17 protein-coding genes are annotated in these 22233 nt (G+C 41.9%); 7 read left to right on the top strand and 10 right to left on the bottom strand.

The window, feature by feature from the left end; all coding sequences use genetic code 11:
* Window positions 1-238: 238 nt before the first annotated feature.
* From QM629_RS11220 to ychF, 10 genes are all read right to left on the bottom strand, one after another.
* The gene (locus tag QM629_RS11220) at window positions 239-1954 is read right to left on the bottom strand and encodes a ribonucleoside-diphosphate reductase subunit alpha (protein WP_415159961.1); all 1716 of its coding nucleotides are present in this window, start codon (window positions 1952-1954) and stop codon (window positions 239-241) included.
* 50 nt (window positions 1955-2004) lie between these two features.
* A complete protein-coding gene (locus QM629_RS11215) occupies window positions 2005-2979 on the bottom strand; it encodes a ribonucleotide-diphosphate reductase subunit beta (RefSeq protein WP_415159960.1) in 975 nt (324 codons plus the stop codon).
* Window positions 2980-3482: 503 nt separating this feature from the next.
* Window positions 3483-4934, bottom strand: a complete 1452-nt coding sequence (locus QM629_RS11210; protein WP_415159959.1) for a bifunctional 2-methylcitrate dehydratase/aconitate hydratase — start codon at window positions 4932-4934, stop codon at window positions 3483-3485.
* Window positions 4935-5041: 107 nt separating this feature from the next.
* The gene (locus QM629_RS11205) at window positions 5042-6157 is read right to left on the bottom strand and encodes a nucleotidyl transferase AbiEii/AbiGii toxin family protein (protein ID WP_415159958.1); all 1116 of its coding nucleotides are present in this window, start codon (window positions 6155-6157) and stop codon (window positions 5042-5044) included.
* Window positions 6150-6776 (bottom strand): DUF6577 family protein, encoded by a 627-nt coding sequence (locus QM629_RS11200; RefSeq protein ID WP_415159962.1) that lies wholly within the window; start codon window positions 6774-6776, stop codon window positions 6150-6152. The genes QM629_RS11205 and QM629_RS11200 overlap by 8 nt, the downstream gene beginning before the upstream one ends.
* A gap of 460 nt (window positions 6777-7236) precedes the next feature.
* Entirely contained in the window at window positions 7237-8391 is a 1155-nt protein-coding gene (prpC, locus tag QM629_RS11195; protein WP_415159957.1) for a 2-methylcitrate synthase, read from the bottom strand.
* Window positions 8381-9286, bottom strand: a complete 906-nt coding sequence (prpB, locus tag QM629_RS11190) for a methylisocitrate lyase (protein ID WP_415159956.1) — start codon at window positions 9284-9286, stop codon at window positions 8381-8383. Before prpB ends, prpC begins: the two co-directional genes overlap by 11 nt.
* A gap of 166 nt (window positions 9287-9452) precedes the next feature.
* The gene (locus QM629_RS11185; RefSeq protein ID WP_415159955.1) at window positions 9453-10700 is read right to left on the bottom strand and encodes a DUF3748 domain-containing protein; all 1248 of its coding nucleotides are present in this window, start codon (window positions 10698-10700) and stop codon (window positions 9453-9455) included.
* A 116-nt stretch (window positions 10701-10816) separates the two neighbouring features.
* Window positions 10817-11995 (bottom strand): sialidase family protein, encoded by a 1179-nt coding sequence (locus QM629_RS11180; protein ID WP_415159954.1) that lies wholly within the window; start codon window positions 11993-11995, stop codon window positions 10817-10819.
* Window positions 11996-12811: 816 nt separating this feature from the next.
* Window positions 12812-13909, bottom strand: coding sequence for a redox-regulated ATPase YchF (gene ychF, locus QM629_RS11175; RefSeq protein ID WP_415159953.1), 1098 nt, complete (start codon window positions 13907-13909; stop codon window positions 12812-12814).
* A gap of 75 nt (window positions 13910-13984) precedes the next feature.
* On the opposite strand from ychF, the gene QM629_RS11170 reads away from it, so the two are divergent.
* The 7 genes from QM629_RS11170 (at window position 13985) to dprA (ending at window position 22090) form a co-directional block, all read left to right on the top strand.
* Window positions 13985-15277 (top strand): nucleoside recognition domain-containing protein, encoded by a 1293-nt coding sequence (locus QM629_RS11170; protein ID WP_415159952.1) that lies wholly within the window; start codon window positions 13985-13987, stop codon window positions 15275-15277.
* A gap of 443 nt (window positions 15278-15720) precedes the next feature.
* Window positions 15721-16239: a LytR/AlgR family response regulator transcription factor gene (locus QM629_RS11165; RefSeq protein WP_415159951.1), complete on the top strand. Its 519-nt coding sequence runs from the start codon at window positions 15721-15723 to the stop codon at window positions 16237-16239.
* Between the two features lie 191 nt (window positions 16240-16430).
* Window positions 16431-17246, top strand: a complete 816-nt coding sequence (locus QM629_RS11160) for a mechanosensitive ion channel family protein (RefSeq protein WP_415159950.1) — start codon at window positions 16431-16433, stop codon at window positions 17244-17246.
* Between the two features lie 86 nt (window positions 17247-17332).
* Window positions 17333-18049: an SIMPL domain-containing protein gene (locus tag QM629_RS11155; RefSeq protein ID WP_415159949.1), complete on the top strand. Its 717-nt coding sequence runs from the start codon at window positions 17333-17335 to the stop codon at window positions 18047-18049.
* Between the two features lie 180 nt (window positions 18050-18229).
* On the top strand, window positions 18230-19093 hold the full coding sequence (locus QM629_RS11150) for a helix-turn-helix domain-containing protein (RefSeq protein WP_415159948.1): 864 nt from the start codon (window positions 18230-18232) through the stop codon (window positions 19091-19093).
* Window positions 19094-19329: 236 nt separating this feature from the next.
* On the top strand, window positions 19330-20250 hold the full coding sequence (locus QM629_RS11145; RefSeq protein WP_415159947.1) for an alpha/beta hydrolase: 921 nt from the start codon (window positions 19330-19332) through the stop codon (window positions 20248-20250).
* A 742-nt stretch (window positions 20251-20992) separates the two neighbouring features.
* Window positions 20993-22090, top strand: a complete 1098-nt coding sequence (gene dprA / locus QM629_RS11140; protein ID WP_415159946.1) for a DNA-processing protein DprA — start codon at window positions 20993-20995, stop codon at window positions 22088-22090.
* Window positions 22091-22233: the final 143 nt, after the last annotated feature.

The following is a 22233-nucleotide window of genomic DNA, read 5'->3' as shown; positions in this document are numbered from 1 at the left end:
TCAATATTCAATACCCAATAATCCCCGCCTGACTGAATCAGTCGGGCAGGAATGTTCAGTTGTAAATCTTCGCGAAATTGAATATTGAATATTTCGAAGATTTACCTGCCTTAAGTTAATGACATTGAATGATACACATTAAAAAGAGGCTGCGCCCGGGCGCAGCCTCTTTTCCTAAAATCCTTACAGCACGTTTTGCCGCCTCGCACTTCACAGATTGGGGCAATATGCCGGCTGTTTATGCTTCGCAGCTTTTGCAGCTCACTATACCGGTTATCATTTCTTTTGAAACGCTCTGGCTCCGCTGATAATACAGTGTCTTTACCCCCAGCTTCCAGGCTTCTATCAGCAACCTGTTTACATCTTTCACGGGCAGGTCTGCCGGTATGTTCAGGTTAAGGCTTTGAGACTGGTCAATATATTGCTGGCGGATAGATGCCTGTTGGATTATTTCGAGCTGGCTGATTTCCTTAAATGTTTTAAAAACTTCTTTTTCTTCGGCTGACAATTCTTTAAGGTGCTGAACGCTTCCATGATTCAGCATGATATTGCGCCAGGTATCTTCATTGTCAATGCCTTTTTTTATAAGCACTTCCTTCAGGTATTTATTCTTGCGGATAAAATTTCCCTTGGACAAACCTGCTTTATAATAATTGCTGCTATACGGCTCAATGCCGGGCGAAGTTTGGCCAAGTATAGCAGAAGAGGAAGTGGTAGGGGCTATTGCCAGCAGGGTAGTATTTCTGAGGCCATATCCTTTCAGCAGTTCAGGCTCCCCATATATCCATGCCAGGTCTTTACTGGCCTTTGTGGCTTTAGCCTGAATATCTTTGAATATGACAGCCGTTAATTGCTTGGCCTTTAGCCCTTCGAACGGGATCATGTTTTTTTGGAGATAAGAATGCCAGCCCAGCACGCCCAGCCCGAGGGCCCGGTGCCGTTTTGCAAAAAGGTTTGCCGATTTAAGATAGTGGTTGCCTTCTGTTTTTGCAATGAATTCCTGCAATACGGCATCCAGAAAGAAAATGGCCAGCTTTACAGCGTTCGTGTCTTTCCATTCATCATACAGCTCCAGGTTCATGGAAGAAAGGCAGCAGATGAACGATTCGTCTTCGGTGGAAGGCAGCATGATTTCTGAACAAAGGTTGCTGGCATTAATGCTTAGGTCGGCATCTTTATACACCTGGGGCTTATTCCTGTTTACATTATCCGTGAAAAATATATAGGGCAGGCCTTTTTGCTGGCGGCTTTCCAAAACCTTGGCCCATAATTCTCTTTTTTTCTGATCGCCTTCAATCATATCGTTCATCCAATAGTCCGGCACGCACACGCCATAAAAAAGGTTTTGTATGGCGTGGCCAATGTCCTTAATGGAGAGAAATTCCTCTATATCGCCATGGTCAATATCAAGGTAAGCTGCAAAAGCGCCCCGGCGCACGCCTCCCTGCGAAACGGTGTCCATAGCTGTGTCGAATAACCGCATAAAGCTTACCGCCCCGCTGCTTTTGCCATTGTCTGTAACGGCGCTGCCTCTTTCGCGCAAGGCGCCAAAATAAGCCGAGGTGCCACCGCCCAGCTTGGTTTGCATGATCACTTCGCCCAGTTTATGGGTAATGCCCTCAATGTTATCGGGCACATGCACATTAAAGCAGGATATGGGCAGCCCGCGCTCCGTGCCCATATTAGCCCAGATGGGCGAACTGAGGCTCATCCATCCGCGTTCTATCATTTCCCGGAAAGCCTCTTTTAATTCCGGTTTATATAATCGCTGGGCGGCGGCCGTACAAATCCGTTCTATAGCGCCATCTACCGTTTCGCCTTTCAACAGGTAACCACGGTTAAGTATTTGTTCGCTTTCTTCATTTTTCCACCAGAGCTTTTCCTGTTCATATTTGCCGGCTATATCCGGTAATTGGGCGGCAGGCGCTTCAATTGATTCAAAGAGTGTTGTCATTAACGGAAATTTAAAGGATGATCAGATCGTAAAAATGTATAAACTATTATTTAAAATAAATCATTTGCAGATATGCTTTTGTCAAACTTGGTATATTCTACGGGGCGTTTGGCAAAAAAATCGTCCAGGCTGTTGGAGAAAACTTCTTCCTCAAACCAGGTCATGGGGGCTATCTGCGCAGTGCTCACGTTAAACAGAGGTTGCAAACCAATGCGGGTGAGGCTGTCATCTGCCCGCTTCTTCATAAAATTCACGAGGTCGTATTTGCGGATAATGTCTAATTCGCCGGCGCTGAAAATCCAGTCAATTATCCGCACTTCGGTATATATGGATTGATCCACTATATCCCTTACCATGCTTATCATATTTCCGGTAAATATTTCCGGGTATTCTTCTTTCAGTTTATTAACCAGGAAAATGCCTGCGTTTGCATGTATTTGTTCATCCACAGAAGTCCAGGCGATAATATTGCTTACGTTTTTCATCAGCCCTTTAAACCGGGTAAAGGCCAGGATAACTGCAAACTGGCTGAACAGGCTCACGTTCTCAATCAATAAGCTGAAAAGGATAAGCGAAAAAACATATTCTTTTTTATCTGCAGATTTTGTATGCTGCAAGGCTGTGGACAGGTATTCAATGCGTTCCCTTATTACAGGTACTTGCAGCAGGGCCCCAAACTCGTTGTTGTAACCCAGCACTTCCAGCAGGCGGGAATAAGCTTCCGAATGCCTGAACTCGCATTCTGCAAAAGTAGCGCCCAGCCCATTTATCTCGGGTTTGGGAAAATGATGATAGAGGTTTCCCCAGAATGACTTTACAGCTACTTCCACCTGGGCAATGGAAAGCAGGCTGTTTTTTATAGCGTTTTGCTCCCCAGCCGTTAAATGAGCGTGAAAATCCTGAACATCTGCCGTAAAATCAATCTCGGAGTGTACCCAGAAAGATTTATTGATCGCCTCCGTGTATTGCAAAACTTCAGGATATTCAAAAGGCTTGTAATTAATTCTTTTATCGAATAGTCCCATAATACAAATGTTTTATTTTAAGAATAGCGTTCACTTAATAAGATATCGCCATACCGGCAAAGGCATGCGGAAACCTGATGGAACAATTTTCCGGCTATGCTTTATGCAAAGCATGATTTAATCAGCGCCCGGCTTAGTTGTGTAATACCTTTTTGCTCCAATAATTTACCGGGTTAACGGCATGGCGAGGAACTACATGGCAAGGGTACAGACTGAAAATGTGCCGGGGTATGCTGGCGCCCGGCACATTTTAGCCCTGCCCTTAATAAAGCCATAACTGGAGGTGAAATAAAACAAGAATTTGTAAAATAAGATATATTATTATGCACGGATGTTAATAAAATAAGCAGGCGGAATAACAGCCACAAACAGCCATATTGTTCAGATATATTCAAAAGCGCCTCCTGGAAGTGAAAGAGCCGTTTATAATCCATTGGATAGTGTTAATGAAAAAACCGGCGCTGCCGGATAAGCGTACGCTTTGCCATACGCATCTTTTGTTTTTATATAATCATGCTGTCCACAAATTCATACACGGGCGTACCTGCGAGCTTGTTATAATCCAATGAAATTTCCAGAATCTCTTTTTGCTGTTTTTCAGGAAATATCCTGGCCAGGTTTATTTGGTATTTCTTAATCAGTTCGGGAATGCCTTCCTCTCTTCTGCGTTTGTGGCCGATAGGATATTCCACCACCACTTCATCCAAAACGGTTCCATCGTTCAGCTCCACCGTTAATGCATTGGCAATGGAACGTTTTTCAGGGTCGTGGTAATCTTTGGTGAATTGAATGTCTTCCACGCATTCCATCTTATCACGAAGTATATCAATGCGCGCATCGGCAGCTACCCTGTCTTCATAATCCGCAGCCGTGAGCCTTCCATAGATTAATGGAACGGCGATCATATACTGGATACAATGGTCGCGGTCAGCAGGATTGTACAGCGGCCCTTTTTTATCAATGATGCGGATGGCCGCTTCGTGTGTGCGAATGGTAACCTTTTTAATGTCGTCCGTTGTTTTGTTCCATTCTTTCAGTTTGCCATATAAGGCCATAGCTGCTTCCACCGCAGTCTGGGAATGAAATTCGGCAGGGAAAGAAATCTTGAATAGTACGTTCTCCATCACATACGAACCATAATCCCGCTGGAATTTAAATGTATTTCCTTTGAAAGAAACATCGTAGAAGCCCCAGGTTCTGGCAGTTAATACAGATGGGTAACCCATTTCTCCCGTTTTAGCTATCAGCGCCAAACGAACGGCTCTGGAAGTGGCATCGCCTGCCGCCCAGGACTTGCGGCTTCCCGTATTTGGCGCGTGGCGATACGTTCTTAAAGACTGGCCGTCCACAAATACCAATGAAATGGCATTAATAAGCTCATCGCGGGTTAAACCAATTAGTTTACCAACCACAGCGGTTGAAGCAAGTTTTACTAACAGCACATGGTCTAAGCCCACTTTATTGAACGAGTTTTCCAATGCCAGCACACCCTGTATTTCATGCGCTTTTATCATTGCTTCCAAAACCTGTTTCATTTTCAAAGGCGCTTTGCCTTCGGCAATATTGGTTCTTGAAAGCCAATCGGCCGTTGCCAGAATACCGCCCAAATTATCTGACGGATGTCCCCATTCGGCTGCCAGCCAGGTATCATTAAAGTCTAACCAGCGAATCATGGTGCCAATATTAAACGCCGCCTGAATGGGGTCTAACTGGAACTGTGTTCCCGGCACTTTAGCGCCGTGCGGAACAAGCGTTCCTTTTATTACCGGCCCCAAAAGCTTGGTGCAGGCAGGGTAGGTGAGCGCTTCAAACCCGCAGCCCAATGTGTCTAAAAGGCAATAGTGCGCTGTTTGCCAGGCCTGTTCATTTTTTATTTCATAGTTTAATACATAATCCGCAATATCCACCAGTACCTGGTCTGGTTGCGGCCTTTCATTGAAAATGTGTGAGCTCATTATAATAGATAATTGATAGTTGATAATGTACTTTGTTAGCGCTTCGGCCGCGGATGCCCTCTTTGTCTGCTGTTCAATGTCTGTCTGTTGCGGGTTGTGCGTTGGCTTTATTCATTTTTCAGTAGTTTGATTGTCTGAAACCAATAAAAAAGCGCTTCGCCTTTTGCCACAAATTTCAGTCGTTTGTTCAGAAAATTGTAGTCGGTGTTGGTTATCAAATAATCCGTTAAAGGAATTGTTTCGTTGAATTTATTTAGTTCGTTGTTATGGTCTGTCAGGATAATGGCAGCCAGGTAAGCGGCTTTTGCTGCTGCAACCTGTGCTTCTAAAATTTCAAACTTCCCAACAAACACAAAGTGTCGGAATTGGTTAATGCCTGTGTTGATTTCAGCAAACTTTACTTTTTCACCTTCGGTCTTTAAGATGTCTTTCTTTGCAATGAGCAAAGCTGTATCAATAGTATCCCGAAGCACCTGCTCAACCAATTCAATTTTTCGTTCAGGCCGGTATGCAATTTCGCCTTTTGCTGTTTCCAAAAACGATTTTTTGAGAACATTTATGTCCGTCAGTAAGTCAAACAAATTGCCAATGTCAAACAGTTGTTTCAAAATTTCTTTTTCCTTTTCTACGTTGTAAGGAACGCCTGTTGTGTTGGGTGCAAATGCCGTGAGTTTGTCGCCTAAAATTGAATTGATGTCGGGTGTTGTAACAATAATTCGTTCGTCATTTTGTAAAAGCCATTCCGTTTCCAACGGAATTTCAACCAATGTTGGATAATGATTTTCTGCAAACAGAATATCTAACAAAATTTCTCTTTCAGGATTTGAAATTACTTGTCCTTCCTGGTTTTTGTTAGCAAAATTTGAGTTGTAGAAAAACTTGTAATGTGCTTTCGGAATATCGCCCTGATAGCTTCGCCTTTCGTCTAATTTCATTCTGGTAAATACACTTGTTTCTTCAATCTTTGAAAGGTATCTTTCCAATTCTTCTTTCCCAATTTTCGGATTAACGATAATATCAATGTCCACCGAAAAACGTTTAGGCTCTTTCATTAGCAAAATCAAACTTGTTCCACCTTTGAAAACAAATTCCAAACCACTTAATTGTAATTGCTCCAACAAATACAAAGCATAAATCACACTTTCCATTAAGTTGGGGTCTTTGCTGTATTTCTTTCTTTTTTCAGCAATCCAATCTGCTGAAAGTGTTTTCAGGTCAATCATTCAATATATTTTCAGGTATGTCTGTTTTATCTGCAAAAAATTGTCGCAACTCAATATCTTTTCTTCTTCGTTTGGCATAGTGAAACAACTTTGTAAAATCAATCGCATAGCGACTGTAAGCATTATTGACAATGTGGATCAATTCACTCCCTTGAAATGCTGCAAATATTTTTTTATCGGAATATAAATCAACAATCAATTTTTCAAGTGTTGTGGTTGCTATGTTATTTATTTTCTGAATGGGCGACTTTGAAACCAACGGAAGCAAAACGATTGCCTTTTCACTTTTGTAAATGTATCGTTCAATTTCCTTTTCTTCGGGCTGAATAAAACTGTCGCCCAATTTTTGCTCTTTCAAAAAATCATAAACAGGTTCCAATGCTTCTTTTTCTACTTGCAAAATGGTGATATGTTTTGCAGGAAGGTGAAGCATAAATTCACTAACAAATTGCGTTGTCCATACACAAGATTTCAGCGTTGAAAATTGTTTCTCAACGCTTGCATAAATCTTTTTTGTTGCTTTGTCAATGTCAGGCTTGAAAACAGGCTTAAAAGAAAGCGTAAAGAGTTCCTTTGAAATGGAAGTAATAATTTGCTTTTCTTTCAGGTTGTATATTATCCACCTGAAAGTTGTTTCTTTTAAATCGGGCTTGAACTCTGTATAAAAGGCATAAAGTTCTTTTCTGGAAAAGGATTTCCTTTGCCTGAAACGTTGCCGAAGCCGCTCTGTGATAATGTCTTTCGCTACCGCTTTATTTACTTTGGCTACAAAGATAGAAAAATTTCAAACGAAAGACAGCAAATTGAAAAAAGTGTCAAATGTTTGTTTTCAAACAAAAGACAGTAAATTGTGTTTGTTGACGTTAAGCCCAATAGAATTCCGTCAGCCGGTGTGGTTGGATTGTCCGTTGGCATTTTTAGCTCTTGGAAAGATTGGCTTTGTGTCGGGGTTTGCGTGCCTTGCCATGTGCTAAAAATTGCGTGGGGTAGCGTTGGCAAGGTCTTGGTAAGTTTCAAACTGAAACGTTGTGTCAAATAGGGTGACATGCAACTCACACATCGCCGTAAGTGTGCCATTATTATCTTCTTTCTTCTATTGGAACAAACGCTTTGTTTTCCGGGCCGATATAGTTCGCACTCGGGCGAATGATCTTGCCATCCTGTCTTTGTTCCATAATATGTGCGCTCCACCCCGTAACCCTGGAAATAACAAATAAAGGCGTAAACAGTTGGGTAGGCACGCCCATCAGGTGATATGAAACGGCAGAAAACCAATCCAGGTTAGGGAACATTTTCTTCTCCCGCCACATAACAGTTTCCAGTCGGCCGGCAATATCAAACAGCAGCATATCGCCGGCTTCTTCAGAAAGCTCTCTGGCTATTTTTTTGATCACGGCATTTCTGGGATCAGAAATCGTATAAACAGGATGCCCGAAACCGATAATCACTTCTTTATTCGCTAATCGTTTGAGAATATCTGCCTCTGCTTCATCCGGCGAATGATACCGGCTTTGTATATCAAAAGCCACTTCATTGGCGCCCCCGTGCTTCGGGCCTCTTAATGCTCCTATAGCGCCGGTAACGGCTGAATACATATCCGAGCCTGTACCGGCAATAACGCGACCGGTGAAGGTGGATGCATTGAACTCATGCTCTGCATACAGGTTCAGCGAAACCTGCATGGCTCTTACCCAGGATGCAGCCGGCTTTTTGCCGTGCAATAAATGCAGAAAATGGCCGCCGACGGTATCATCATCTGTTTCTACCTCAATCTCTTTTCCGTTGTGGGTGTAATGATACCAGTATAATAAGGCGGAGCTGAAGGAAGCCAGCAGCTTATCTGCAATGGCTCTTGCACCGGCCACAGGATGATCTTCTTTTTCGGGATGAACTGTTCCCAGTACCGAGGTTACCGTGCGCAGTACATCCATTGGATGGGCTGCGGAGGGGATATGCTTTAAAACATTTTTCAGCGCCTGCGGAAGCCCCCTTAAGGATTGCAGCCTGGCCTTATAAGCATTTAATTCCGGCTGCGTGGGCAAGGCCCCATAAATGAGGAGATATGCCACTTCTTCAAACTGCGCTTTTTCGGCCAGGTCGAGAATATCGTAGCCCCGGTAGTGCAGGTCGTTCCCGCTTTTTCCAACGCTGCACAGCGCCGTATTGCCGGCGGCAACGCCTGATAGCGCTACGCTTTTCTTTGGCTTAAAAACGCCTTCGTTATTATTGGACATTTTTATTCTTTTTAAAGAGGTTATCTAATTGCTGTTCATAATCGTAATAGCCAATGCTTTGATACAGTTCTTCCCTGGTTTGCATGGTGTTCAGCACATTTTTCTGCGTGCCGTCTTTACGGATATGCTCATACACATTTCGTGCGGCTTTGTTAGCAGCCCTGAAAGCAGAAAGCGGGTAAAGCACCAAACCCACACCGGCCTCTCTTAATTCATCAACGGAGTACATTTTTATCATTCCAAATTCTGTAATGTTTGCCAATACAGGAATGCCCGCAGCATCTACAAATTTTTGGTAAAAGCTCAAATCGGGAACGGCCTCGGCAAAAATAAAATCCGCGCCGGCTTCTTTATAAGCGGCGGCCCGCTCCAGGGTCTTTTCCAGGCCTTCATTGGCAAAGGCGTCTGTACGGGCGCCTATTACAAAATTTTCATCCGTGCGCGCATCTGCCGCGGCTTTTAACCTGTCAGCCATTTCTGCTTTGCTTACCACTTCTTTTCCCGGGCGATGCCCGCAACGTTTGGCGCCTACCTGGTCTTCAATATGCAGGGCTGCAGCCCCTGCTTTAATCAATGATTTTACAGTGCGGGCGATATTAAAGGCTGAAGGGCCGAAGCCGGTGTCCACATCCACCAAAAGCGGCAGGCTGCAAACATTGGTAATGCGCAGAACATCTGTCAATACATCTTCCAGCGTGGTAATGCCCAGGTCGGGAATGCCCAGCGAACCGGCGGCCACGCCACCCCCTGAAAGATAAATGGCATTAAACCCTGCCTGCTGCGCCAGCAAGGCATGGCCGGCATTAATGGCGCCTACAATCTGCAGGGGATTTTCTTTCTGCATAGCCTGCCGGAAAAGAAAGCCCGGCGTGTTGTTTATGTTTTGATCACTCATTTTTAATTCAATATGCTTTCAATAATAATCGGGTAAAGAAACAAAAAAATTGCCGGCAAAACCAGCTGAGGCCGGCGGAGCGCCGGGCAGAAAATTATGCAAGGGTCGAAAATTGAAATGCCTCCTGAATTGCCGTAAATCCTGTTGTTTAAATAAAGCCATTGGATCAATTTATATTTATTGACATGATCTGGAGGTACTGTTTGTTTTCAACCAACTGGTATTGATTAAATACCAGCATTTTCCCGTCCGGCGAAAATAAGGGCGCGCCTGTTATCTTATAACCGGAAGCCTGGTTAAAAGTTAACTGCACAATTTTACTGGAATTCATATCTAAAACATATACATTGTTATTGGCTATAAAGGCAACCTTACTGCCATCTTTATTTAAGTTAAAAGGATGGTCAACCGGAAAAGGCATTTGCGTTAAATAGGTTATTTCTCCGCTATTGATATTGCACCTGATAATCTGGCTGATGTTTTTATCATCTGAGGCCAGTGCATAAATATACCGGCCATCCGTGGATGACCTGAGCCAATGCCTCACAGGCGACAGCCCTCTAACCGTTGAGGTAACCCTTCTTTGGGTAAGCCCTGCAGGAACCCGGGGCCATTCTCCTGGTGTGCCCACCGCTGCCGGATCATTTAATATAGCTGTAGTATCAATGTCTGTGACGAATATTTCGGTAACCGTTTCCCCTTTTTTGTTTATGGTGTTTCCCTGAAAAGCGAGCGCGTGGGGAATGCGTTTTCCTTTATTGTTTACATAACCGTTTGTTCCAACCCAACACTCATCAAAGGCTTTATTTATTTCATTGGAACCGGGTTTCGGCTCTTTTACAATATGCGCTATAATGGCAGCAAACATTTCACCATTGTTATTGCCGGAAGCCGTATCTGTAATTACAGGCTTTCCTGAATTGAACAGTACGCCTACAGACCTGAGATCGGGGTTAACAAGCTCATCATTATAAGTAAAACTGATCATTTTTCCGTCGGGGCTCCAGCAATGTGAATGCGTGCCGCCGCGCAAAGAGCCGGGCGTATAAGGGTAGGTAATATCGCGGGCATCCATGTATATGGGTTGAAAGGGCCTGTTTATGTCAACAGCAACACCTGTTCTGCGGGTAAAGCCGTATGGTTTTTCCTTGCCGGCGCCTGCCAGACCGTGGATAAAAATTACCCTGTCGGCTACAGGGCTGAATGAAGCTGCGCCCACGCCCGGCCCGTACAATGTGGGATGTAAGATGCGGTATATAATTTTTTCCTCCCTGGTTTTTACGTTTATTATGCCGATTGCAGCAGTCTCGCCAATTTTGGTCTCTTCATTTCTTCCATCAAATACAATCCATTGCCCGTCTTTTGAGAAAACGCCATTGTGATGAAGTGTGTGGCCGGCGGCTGAATTTGTCAATTGCGTAATTACATTTCCTGATTTTTTATTACCAGGGGCACAATTGGTTAACATCATAGAAACAGAGATTATGAATGTTATTGTTACAGATACATTACTGAACATGAACCGGCGCTTTATTTCAAACTTCTGAAATTTTGAATACGGTGAAAGGTTAAAAAGTTTGCATCATGGCTATTGTGCGCATCTTCCTTTCCATCGAAGAATGCCGTGCGTGACAAAAAGATAATATCATTGCCTTCAAACAGCCAGTCCACATATTGAAAACCGCATTTTTGTACATCATCATGTTCTAATATCGTTTTCACATCCTGCCAGTGGATCAAATCTTCAGATTTTCTCAGTACTAAAACATTACGGAAGGAAGCCGCATTAAGATCAGGATATTCCTTTTTATACTTTTCGGGTATTGCATTTACGAGCGCCCAGTAATACCGGCTGATGCTGTCATACTTAATTACAAATTTCTTGCTTCCTCCTTCAAAGGGAATAAAGCCGGTTTGCTTATTAAAGCTTAGCGTTTTGCCATCCGGAGAAATTGCAACCAAGGCTGCATTTTCCGCCTGTCCTTTTAGGGGCGCTACCCGCAGCATATCCCACATCTGGCCCTGTTTATCTACCACAAAATTTCCTTCAAGCCAGCCTCCAAAATTTCCATTCAGGCAGGTGCTGTCATAGTACATTACCGTTGTTGTACTCCATGATTGGGATTGCAATAAATCGGCATCAACGGGCGCAGACATCACCATAGCCCCATAGCGCTTTCCCCATTCAAGTATTGGCCCGTGGGCGGTTTCCATCGGGCGCCACAGGCGGCCTTTGTATTCTGTTACGGGCATTGGCGCACAGTGAAATTCACCTGTAAGCAGCACGCCATTTTCTTTATTAACGGGCGTTGTCCATGTTCTGCCGCCGTTCAATGATTTCCTGATCATTACTGTACCGTGATGACGGTCTGGCCCTAATAAATACAGCACCCCGTTATGAACAAACAAAGAGCTCCAGAAAGCGCCTTTAACCGTGCTTATTTTTTTCCAGGTGCGGCCTTTGTCTTTAGATGTAAATACCTCGGTCTCGGCCTGCGACCATTCGAAACTTCCGGGGCCAAAAAAATCGTGAGCAGCCACGTAAGACCCATCGGGCAATATCGTTAAGCTGGGCGAACCTATATATTTGTTCAATGACGCCGGGGCATGGCAAATAACTACGCCCGGAACAGGTAATTGCTGGGAAAAAATGCGATGAGGACATGATAAGCCTGCTAACAGCAGCCACAGCATAAAATTGTGTTTCATTCGTGCATATTTATTTTTCAGATGTCTCATGCCTGCCTGTTCGGCAGACAGGGAACCTCGCTATATACATTCCCTTAGTGTGAGAAAAAATTATCATGCCCGGTTTCATTTAAACCGCTTTATTATAAAAAATGACGTGTTTTAAACTGCAATTGTTTATATGTTTCCTGTATGTGCCGGATTTGTCAATCTTTTCTTTCATTATGCAAGCATTTTAAAATATCCAAAATCATTTTGTAAGAATCATGTTTGGATGTTTTTGGATTTGATTGTATTAAAGCTCAATAGTAAGCAATACAGATGAAACAGGCATTAATATTTTATCATTCATCGTTTTTGCACTGATTCAACAGCAGATACGCTTATATACTTCTCTATGGCATGAAACCGTTTCCGCATATATTATTTGCACAGTGCTCAGTCTTCTGAAACTATTTGCTCATCAACAATGTGGGCAGTTGCCAACGTTTTTGGTTTCCTTTATTGAAGCTTGAGTTAAATGAGATTTGCCGCAGTAACTCCTTAAGGGAAAAGTGATCAGGAGTAAATCCTGTATAACCTTCAGGCTGCTTTACTTACTTTCCGATTGGTATGATTGAATTTAGTTTTGTTATTCACAATGTAAACCAAAGTTATAATTAGTTTACAGTACGGCGCAAAATGTAAGCGGACAAGACAGTTCGGGGCGTTTAGTACCGGTCAGACGCTTTAAAGCGTCTGACCGCGTAGTTACCCGGAGCTGCGTTAATAACGGAATAAAAAAGCTGTTCACAAAGGTGTTGAGCAGCTTTGTGAACAGCTTTTTTGATTAGAAGCTTACACATTAAACAGAAAATGCATGATATCGCCATCTTCCACCACGTAATCTTTTCCCTGAACAGCTAACTTGCCGGCGCTGCGGCAGGCAGCTTCACTTTTGTATTTCAGGAAGTCATCATACTTTATAACTTCTGCACGAATAAAGCCCTTCTCAAAATCTGTATGGATTACACCGGCAGCCTGTGGTGCAGACATGCCTTTGTGAATCGTCCATGCACGTACTTCCTGCACACCCGCAGTAAAATAAGTGGCAAGATTTAATAAATGATAAGTGGAACGTATCAACCGTACCACACCACTTTCTTTCAGGCCCAGGTCTTCCAAAAACATTTTACGGTCTTCATAGCTGTCCATAGCCGCAATCTCGCTTTCAATGGCAGCACTTATAAACAATATCTCTGCATTTTCATCTTTCACCGCTTCCTTTACTGCTTCTGTGTATTGATTGCCGGTGATAACAGATTTTTCGTCAACATTACATACATAGATCACCGGCTTGATAGTGAGCAGGAAAATATCATCAATATATTTCTCCCTGTCTTTTTCATTCACGTTAAAACCCCTGGCATTTTTCCCTTGCTCAAAATGCTGTTTTAATGCTTTTAATATTTCCAAACCGGCTGCTGCATCTTTATCGGTGCGGGCAACTTTTTCAAGCCTTGAAATTTTCTTCTCAACACTTTCAAGGTCTTTCAGTTGCAGTTCGGTATCAATAATCTCTTTATCACGAACCGGGTTTACGCTGCCGTCAACATGAATAACATTATCGTCATCAAAACAACGCAATACATGAATGATCGCATCCGTATTTCTTATATTTCCTAAAAACTGGTTGCCGAGGCCTTCGCCCTTGCTGGCGCCTTTTACCAAACCCGCAATGTCAACAATCTCAACGGTAGCCGGTACAACACGCTGCGGGCTTACCAGCTTTTCCAGCTCAAATAATCTTTCATCCGGAACGGTAATAACGCCCACATTCGGTTCTATGGTACAAAACGGAAAGTTTGCCGCCTGTGCTTTTGCATTGCTCAATGCATTAAATAAAGTTGATTTTCCAACGTTGGGTAACCCAACAATACCTGCCTGTAAAGCCATGCCCTTGATCCCTGAAGGGAATATTTTTTAGTTAAAAAATTTTTTAGCGGCGCAAAAGTAAGATTATAGAAATTAATGAAATGTTTCTTTTATTTTAGCGACTTACCAAACTCCCCTTCGGGGGATGGGGGCAACATGGCGTTAAATATCGTATTTATTGCATTCTTTGTTATTGCTTTTATTATAGCATTAATTAAGTTTTTTGTTGATGGCGATACTACCATTTTTAAAACTTTGGTGGATGGTATTTTCGATTCGGCCAAGTCTTCTGTAACAGATGTTGCCTTTTCTCTTATGGGAACAATGGTTTTCTTTTTGGGGCTGATGAATATTGCTGAGAAAGCAGGCGCCATTAACTGGCTGGCAAGGAAATTAAACCCTTTAATGAAAAGGCTTTTCCCCGAAGTGCCGGATGGCCATCCTGTAATGGGAGAGATGGTAATGAATTTCAGCGCCAATATCCTCGGGCTTGATAATGCCGCCACACCTTTTGGTTTAAAATCCATGCAAAGCCTCGAAGACCTTAACCCCAATAAGGGCACGGCTTCCAATGCGCAGATAATGTTTCTGGTATTGCATACAAGCGGGCTTACTTTAATTCCACTTTCAATTATTACCTATAGAATTTCGGTGGGTTCAACAGATGCCACCAGCGTTTTTATTCCCTGCGTGCTGGGCACAGTAGTTACAACACTGGCTTCTATAATTGTGGTGGGTATAAAACAAAAGATAAAATGGGATGCTGTTTTACTTGCGTGGATAACTGGATTAATAACACTGGTTACGCTTTTGATGGCCGGCGTGAACCGCATGAGCCCTGAAGCTAAAAATACTTTCAGTGCCATCGGCGGCAATCTTATTTTGCTTATAATAATTGTAGCTATTATTGTAGGCGGCGCTTATAAAAAAGTATCTGTTTTTGATGCTTTTATTGATGGTGCAAAAGAAGGGTTTAATGTAGTGCTGAAAATTATTCCTTATCTCGTAGGTATGTTAGTTGCCATTCGTGTTTTCAGGGATAGCGGGGCGCTTGGTTATATTGTGGATGGAATAAGTTACCTGGTGCATGCTTCAGGGTTAAATACTGATTTTGTGCCTGCATTACCCACCGCCATAATGCGGCCTTTCAGCGGCAGCGGTGCAAGAGGCATGATGATTGATGCCATGAAAACGTATGGGCCGGATAGTTTTGTTGGCAAAATAGCCTGCACCTTTCAGGGCACTACTGATACAACCTTTTATATTCTTGCCCTGTACTTTGGCAGTGTCGGCATTAAAAAAGTGCGTTATGCGGTTTGGGCCGGATTGTTTGCAGATATTATAGGAGTGATTGCAGCGATAATGATCGCTTATATTTTCTTCAGGTGATATTGCCGGCAGCCATTTATAATCAACGCTCAGGTTGTAAGCCTGTAAAAATGTTTATTGAATATTGAGCATTGAATATTCAATGCCGTTTAGTTAAGGACTGTTTACAAAGTCCCTCTCCTTTGGAGAACTTGTCCCGACCATTCGGGAGGGATTTAGGGTGAGGTCAAAATAAGGTTAACTAAACAACATTGATTGAATATTGAGCATTCAATGTCATTGATTTAAGAAAATACTCAATATTCAACAAAACAATACGCAATCTTCAATGTAAAGCCTCTTCAAATTGAGCATTGCGTATTGAAATTGTGTATTGAGTGTTTTATAAGGTGTCTGAAGAAGGATCAGCGATTGTCTTACTATGCCATCAACCTGAAATAGTATAAAATTTTTATTGGCAGGAAATCAGCATTCATTCAGGCTGTAAATTAGTTGCTTCGTACATGTACAGTAATCTTACATATATTATAGTAGATGATGAAGAACTGGAGCGGTTACATATTGAGGCAATGGCTTCAGCATTTCCTTTTTTACAAAAAACAGCCTCATGCAGTAATGCCATAGAAGCTTTGGAACTTATTACCCGGTTAAAACCTGAAATAGTTTTTGCAGATATTGAAATGCCCGGCATCAGCGGTATGGATATGATTAAAACCCTTGCCGGTGAAGTGCCTGCGCCTGTTTTTATTACCTCTCATCCTGAATTTGCGCTGGACAGTTATGAACTGCAGATATTTGATTATTTATTAAAACCAGTAAGCAAAGAACGTTTTGAAAAATGTGCGCTGCGGCTAAAAGATTTTTTCCTGCTGCGCAATAACGCTTTTGCTTATGCGCAGGAGCAGGAAACAAATTTCATAGTTATAAAACAAGGCTATGATAAGCATAAGTTGCCGCTGCAGGATGTTTTGTACCTAGAAGTGGAATTCCCACATCAAGTTGCCCCCCCTTACACCAGATGAAGATATTATCTGCCAATTAAAAATGGGTGTATTTCAATTTTCGCAGGTGGTTGGTGACCCACCTGTAGAACCCGCTACCGGTCGGTGAGACACCGACCGGAGTGCTGTGTATGAAGCAAAAATTTGAAATGCGCCCTTAAAAATATTATGCAGGATATTTATGTGTATTTTAGTCACCTAAAACTTTAATTATGGATAACATTACCAAAATGTATGAGAACATTCAATCGCTTTTTGCAACCTATGGCTTAAAAATTCTGGGCGCCATTCTTTTTTTCATTGTGGGTTTATGGATTACAAATATTATTACAAGATTGCTGGGAAGACTCATGGTCCGGCGCGGTTTTGATGTATCGCTGCAATCATTTCTTATCAGCCTCCTCAGCATTGGTTTAAAAATATTATTGCTGATAAGTGTAGCCGGTATGATAGGTATTGAAACCACCAGTTTTGTTGCAGTGATCGGCGCCCTGGGTTTAGCTGTTGGTCTGGCTTTGCAAGGTTCACTGGCAAATTTTGCAGGCGGTGTTTTAATACTCCTGTTCAAGCCTTTTAAAGTAGGCGACCTTATTGAAAGTAACGGCCAGATTGGTACTGTGCACGAAATACAAATATTCAATACCATATTGCTTACGCCCGATAATAAAACAACCATTATTGCCAATGCAATGGTATCGAATGGTATTATTACCAACTACAGCAAACACGGGAGCATACGTGTTGACCTTAGCACAAATGTGGCTGCCGATAATGATATGAATAAAGTAAGGGCGGTTGCGCTGGAAGTAATGAATAATGATGAAAAAATATTAAAAGACCCTGCGCCCGGTGTGTTTGTTTCAAAGCTGGGCGGGTATTTTAATGAATTATCTATACGCCCTTATGCAACGGTTGAAAATTACTGGGATGTTTATTTTGGTACGCTTGAAAAAATTCAGAAAGCATTTGCCGAAAACGGTATTACCGCCCCTGTGCCTTCGCAGGTATTAATTTCCAAAACAGCTTAAGGAGTTCTTAAATCATTGTTAATAGCATTTTGCGCCTGTGTAATATTTTAAAAAAACTCATCATGCTATAAATTAAATTGAGCATTATGAAGAAAGCATTTTTAACGCTCTTGGCAAGTTTGTTCTTATTATTTGCCCATGCACAAACAGGCGATAACACTATTAAACAACGAACCATTAATGTAACCGGCACTGCAGAACTGGAAATAACGCCTGATGAAATTTACGTTCAGGTTGAACTGCGTGAATACACCAGGAAAAATGGTGAAAAGGTGGATATAGAAACTATTCGTAACCAGTTTTTAAACGCAGCCAAAAGTATGGGTATTGCTGATACAGATGTTGTTGTACAGGGTTATTCAGGATGGGATGGCAACTATTGGTGGTATAAAAAGAATAAACAGAAAAACCCTGACATGAATGCCGGCGTTACGTATGAAGTGAAAGTGAAATCCGTGAATGATATGGACAAACTGGTTGATAAACTGGATGACCAGGCAACACAAAACTTTTCTTTAAGCCATACATCGCACAGCAATCTTGATTCTATTAAAAAAGCATTGAAGGTACAGGCCATACAAGCTGCCAAAGAAAAAGCAATATACCTTGCTGCAGCGTTAGGGGATACTGTAGGCCAGGCCTTAACCATTAACGATCCTACAGAAAATGGCACTTATCCAAGACCCGTGTATTCAGCTAATATGATGATGAAAGCTGCTGATACAGAAGCAGCGCCAATGGATGTTGATTTTAAGAAGATGAAGATACAGTATAACGTGAACGTGGTTTTTGAATTGAAATAGAACTATATTATTTGGTGTTTTGCAGGCCTGCGGCTTTAAGTTTCGCAGGCTTTGTATTTTTTATAAATGAGATCATCAGCATTATTCTATTTATCAATCCGTAAAAAGTTTCCTTTTACACGTAAAAAGTATCCATCTTCATCTGTTTCTAAAATATAATTTTGCGTGTTATTAAATCAGATGGTTAAGAAAATATTTAACATACAGGGATTTGTGAGTTATGCAAAGTTTTCACCGGTAAAGAATGAAAACCTTCATATCGTCAATTTTGAAAATGAAAAGAATATATTACGCAAATCCGAAAAGATAAATATAGATTTCTACCTGATGGCGATCAAGCCGCCGCTGGAAAAGAAATTCATCATCGATCAGAAATTTGAAGACCAGGCAAATTCTTTTCTGTACGTGGACTGTCCCCAAAACACTTTGGCATGGGACGTTAATGAACCCAACGCAGGATATGTAATTATGGCTGATCCGAAACTCATACACAGGGTTGCCAGGGATTATAATTTCGTACATTACAACAATCACGAAGCGCTGTATCTTACAAAAGAGGAAGAAGTATTGTTGTGGGATTTATTTAAAAAAGCATACAATGAATTTCAGAAACCGCATTATTCCAAAGAGGTCATTGTTTCTTACATAGCATTAATATTGTCATACACGCAGATATATTACAATCGGCAGTTTGATACAAGAAGCGCCGTATATCACCAGGTTGTTGAGGATTTTTATGCTAACCTTAGCGACTATTACGGCAAAGCGGATGGGGTTTCCGGGATGCCTTCAGTGGCTTATTTTGCGCAGAAAGCTAATTTGTCGCCCAACTATTTCGGAGACCTGGTGAAACATTTTACAGGAGAATCTCCTATTGAGCATATCCAGGATTTCGTATTGCAATTAGCGAAAGACAAACTGAAAAACACTTCGCTATCTGTTTCGGAAATCTCCTATAGCTTAGGGTTTGATTATCCGAATTACTTTGCCCGGTTTTTTCGCAAAAAGACAGGCATGTCGCCAAAAGTTTTTAAGAATGTGTAAGGCAATCATGACTAATAATAGAATATTTATTATTCCCCCGTTTTTACAATATTTTTCCGAGGCTATGCCTTTTCTTATGCTTTTAAAATTTTAATGCATTTGCCCGGTATCTTCTGTTAAAAATTACAATCAGTAAAAAGTATCCATCTTCCCGTAATCTGTCTATGTTTTAAAGGAACAGCCTGGTATAATTTTGTCTTCTCAGGGTCAATAATAATTTTAAAAACATATAAGTTATGTCACAACAAAAAGTAAATTTCAGGAACAGCAATAACGGTAATATCACTATGGTGGCCGTTATCTTTTTTCCCGAAGGATTTGATGAAACAAATAAATATCCGGCAATCGTTGTAACGCACCCGGGTGGCGGCGTTAAGGAGCAAACAGCAAGTATTTATGCTGCGAAGCTGGCAGCAGCGGGTTTTGTGGCTATCGCTTATGATGCCTCTTACCAGGGAGAAACCACAGGAGAACCACGTCTTCTGGAAAACCCGTATATCAGAACGGAAGACATCAGCGCAGTGATAGACTACCTGAGCACATTGCCTTATGTGGATGCCAGCAGGATTGGTGCGGCCGGAATTTGTGCCGGAGGTGGTTATACCATGAATGCCGGTATCAACGACCACCGTATTAAAGCTGTTGCCGGCATTAGTACTGTAAACATCGGAGCGATGTACCGCAATGGATGGGATGGCTCTGTAAAAGATGCGGCTGCCATGCCATTGTTAATGATGGGTGCTGATGCCAGGGCCAAAGAAGCGCAGGGTACTGAGGGCGGAAAACTTCCTTTTGCTCCTGAAAAGAAAGAAGACGCACCAAGCAGTGAAATGGAAGAAGCCTGGGAATACTACCGTACACCGCGTGCCATGTGTTCAACAGCTCCGAGCTATGTGCTTTCAAGAAGCTTAACGCAACTGGTGACTTATGATGCATTCAACCTTGCGGAAGCGTTTTTGGTACAACCCATGCAGATTGTAGTAGGCAGTGAATCGGGCAGCAGATGGATGAGTGAAGATATTTACAAACGTGCGGCAAGCGCCAGCAAAAACATCCACATTGTAAACGGCGCCAACCACATGCAGTTATACGATGTACCACAATATGTAGAAGAAGCTGCTTCGGTTATCATCCCTTTCTTTAAGAAAAACCTGTAATGCAACGTGAGTCAGGATAAGAATTTATATACTATAAACCTGTTGTCGGAGTTTCTCCTTTGCTTCGGAGAAGCATCATCTTTGTAGCTGAATCATTATTTATATGAAAGGCACTCCAGGGGAGTACTATCTGAAATTTCAATATGCGACTCCGGAGGAGTCGTGATTATTGCTTATCTCTGTTTTCTACAAAGATGCTGCTCCTGTGGAGCATCCTGTCAAAAAAATACTTGCAACTCCGCCAACAGGTTTGCTATAAATCTTGGAGAGTAATTACTATAAAGTAAGGAGGTGAGCCGTCACCTCGACGACAGGAGAGGTCTCTTAAATTTTTTGCAGGTTATATTCAAGAGATTTCTCCTGACGTTGAAATGACGCTCTTAACTATCTTACCCCGAACTCATGTTAATACAATTAATTTACACAACGAGAAAATGGCTTCTGAACAGGAAGCCATTTTTATAATTTAACTAAACGGTAGATGTGTCAGAGAATATAACCGGTCTTTTCAAATTCCCAGCCACCAAACAGGTAAAGGGCCTTTACATTCCGGCTTATGTACAGCTTGTTTTAATGCAAGGCATCAATAAATATGGGTTATTTGTATTTCAGCAAAAAACGACGATTGCACATTTTATGCAGAAGTTATAACCGGGGCTTTGTTGGGTTAAAGGTTTATCTTTTATTTTGAAGCAATAATTATTTATTTTCATTCCTGTTTGCATGCATTACCCTGCGCCTTATGAATAATGATCTCTTATATCAAATTGCATTAACCCTTGTGCCTAATGTTGGTTGCGTTCAGGCCAAAATACTTATTGATACTTATGGTGATGCTGCAAGCATTTTTAAAGCGAAGAAAAAAGAGTTAAGCGCTTTGGAAAATATAGGTTTAATCAGCGCTGCCAATATTAAATCGTTTGAAGATTTTTCCCTCGCTGAAGATGAAATAAAATTTATTGAGAAGTATAAAATCCGGCCGCTTTTTATAACAGATAAAAATTACCCGCAGCGTTTATTGAACTGCTATGATTCACCAACACTGTTGTATTACCGCGGTAATGCTAATTTAAATGCTTCCCGTATTATAAACATTATCGGCACAAGAAATAATACAGATTACGGCAGGCAGGCCACTGAAAAATTAGTGAATGATTTAACCGCCATGAATATTTTAATTGTGAGCGGCCTTGCGTTTGGCATTGACAGCATCGCGCATAAAGCTGCCTTGCAAAATAAGCTCGAAACCATTGCCGTACTTGCCCACGGATTGCAAACGATCTATCCGCGCCATCATAAGCCGCTGGCAAAGGAAATAATAGAACAGGGCGGTTTGCTTACAGAGTTCCGGCATAATGAAAAGCCAGATAAATATAATTTTCCAAAACGCAACAGGATCGTTGCAGGCATGGCAGATGCTACGATTGTAATGGAAACAGCATTAAAAGGCGGCAGCATGATCACGGCTGAACTGGCCAACAATTATAACCGGGATGTGTTTGCTTTGCCCGGCCGTATAACAGATATTAAAAGTGCAGGTTGCAATTACCTTATTCAAAGCAATAAAGCTGCTTTGTTTACAGATGCAAAAGATCTAATGGAAATCCTTGGCTGGCAGCCAAAGAAGATCAGTAAGAAATTACAGGCGGAATTATTTATTGAATTAAGTGAAGAGGAGAAAGTAATTGTTGACCTGCTGAAACAAAAGGACAGCATGCATATTGATGAACTGAATATTCGAAGCAACTTAAGCAGCAGTTCCATAGCGGCAGCTATATTAAATTTAGAACTGCAGAATGTAATAACAAGCCTGCCGGGAAAGATGTATAAGGTGCAGTAGGTAAATTGTCTGCGAAAATTGGTAGTGTTTATTTCTTTGTGTAAATAGCTTATTAGTAGCTGTATAGAGAGTTAACCCGCGGGCAGGTGAAGTGAAGTGAGGCGTAGCGGAGCCGAACGAAGCGAACCTGCCCGGTTTGCGGC

Origin of the sequence: Parafilimonas sp. (assembly GCF_047606085.1) — a bacterium.
In the GTDB taxonomy this organism is placed as follows: Bacteria; Bacteroidota; Bacteroidia; order Chitinophagales; family Chitinophagaceae; genus Parafilimonas.
Note: the sequence above shows the minus strand (reverse complement) of the source record. Positions and strands in the feature narration are given on the sequence as shown.

Excerpts from the sequence above, each read along its gene's own strand:
- QM629_RS11150 (WP_415159948.1), top strand. The coding sequence starts at position 18,230 with ATGGTTAAGAAAATATTTAACATACAGGGATTTGTGAGTTATGCAAAG.
- QM629_RS11210 (WP_415159959.1), bottom strand. The coding sequence starts at position 4,934 with ATGAGCTCACACATTTTCAATGAAAGGCCGCAACCAGACCAGGTACTG.
- prpB (WP_415159956.1), bottom strand. The coding sequence starts at position 9,286 with ATGAGTGATCAAAACATAAACAACACGCCGGGCTTTCTTTTCCGGCAG.
- QM629_RS11155 (WP_415159949.1), top strand. The coding sequence starts at position 17,333 with ATGAAGAAAGCATTTTTAACGCTCTTGGCAAGTTTGTTCTTATTATTT.
- QM629_RS11170 (WP_415159952.1), top strand. The coding sequence starts at position 13,985 with ATGAAATGTTTCTTTTATTTTAGCGACTTACCAAACTCCCCTTCGGGG.
- QM629_RS11165 (WP_415159951.1), top strand. The coding sequence starts at position 15,721 with ATGTACAGTAATCTTACATATATTATAGTAGATGATGAAGAACTGGAG.
- prpC (WP_415159957.1), bottom strand. The coding sequence starts at position 8,391 with ATGTCCAATAATAACGAAGGCGTTTTTAAGCCAAAGAAAAGCGTAGCG.
- QM629_RS11180 (WP_415159954.1), bottom strand. The coding sequence starts at position 11,995 with ATGAAACACAATTTTATGCTGTGGCTGCTGTTAGCAGGCTTATCATGT.
- QM629_RS11215 (WP_415159960.1), bottom strand. The coding sequence starts at position 2,979 with ATGGGACTATTCGATAAAAGAATTAATTACAAGCCTTTTGAATATCCT.
- dprA (WP_415159946.1), top strand. The coding sequence starts at position 20,993 with ATGAATAATGATCTCTTATATCAAATTGCATTAACCCTTGTGCCTAAT.
- QM629_RS11220 (WP_415159961.1), bottom strand. The coding sequence starts at position 1,954 with ATGACAACACTCTTTGAATCAATTGAAGCGCCTGCCGCCCAATTACCG.
- QM629_RS11160 (WP_415159950.1), top strand. The coding sequence starts at position 16,431 with ATGGATAACATTACCAAAATGTATGAGAACATTCAATCGCTTTTTGCA.
- QM629_RS11145 (WP_415159947.1), top strand. The coding sequence starts at position 19,330 with ATGTCACAACAAAAAGTAAATTTCAGGAACAGCAATAACGGTAATATC.
- ychF (WP_415159953.1), bottom strand. The coding sequence starts at position 13,909 with ATGGCTTTACAGGCAGGTATTGTTGGGTTACCCAACGTTGGAAAATCA.
- QM629_RS11205 (WP_415159958.1), bottom strand. The coding sequence starts at position 6,157 with ATGATTGACCTGAAAACACTTTCAGCAGATTGGATTGCTGAAAAAAGA.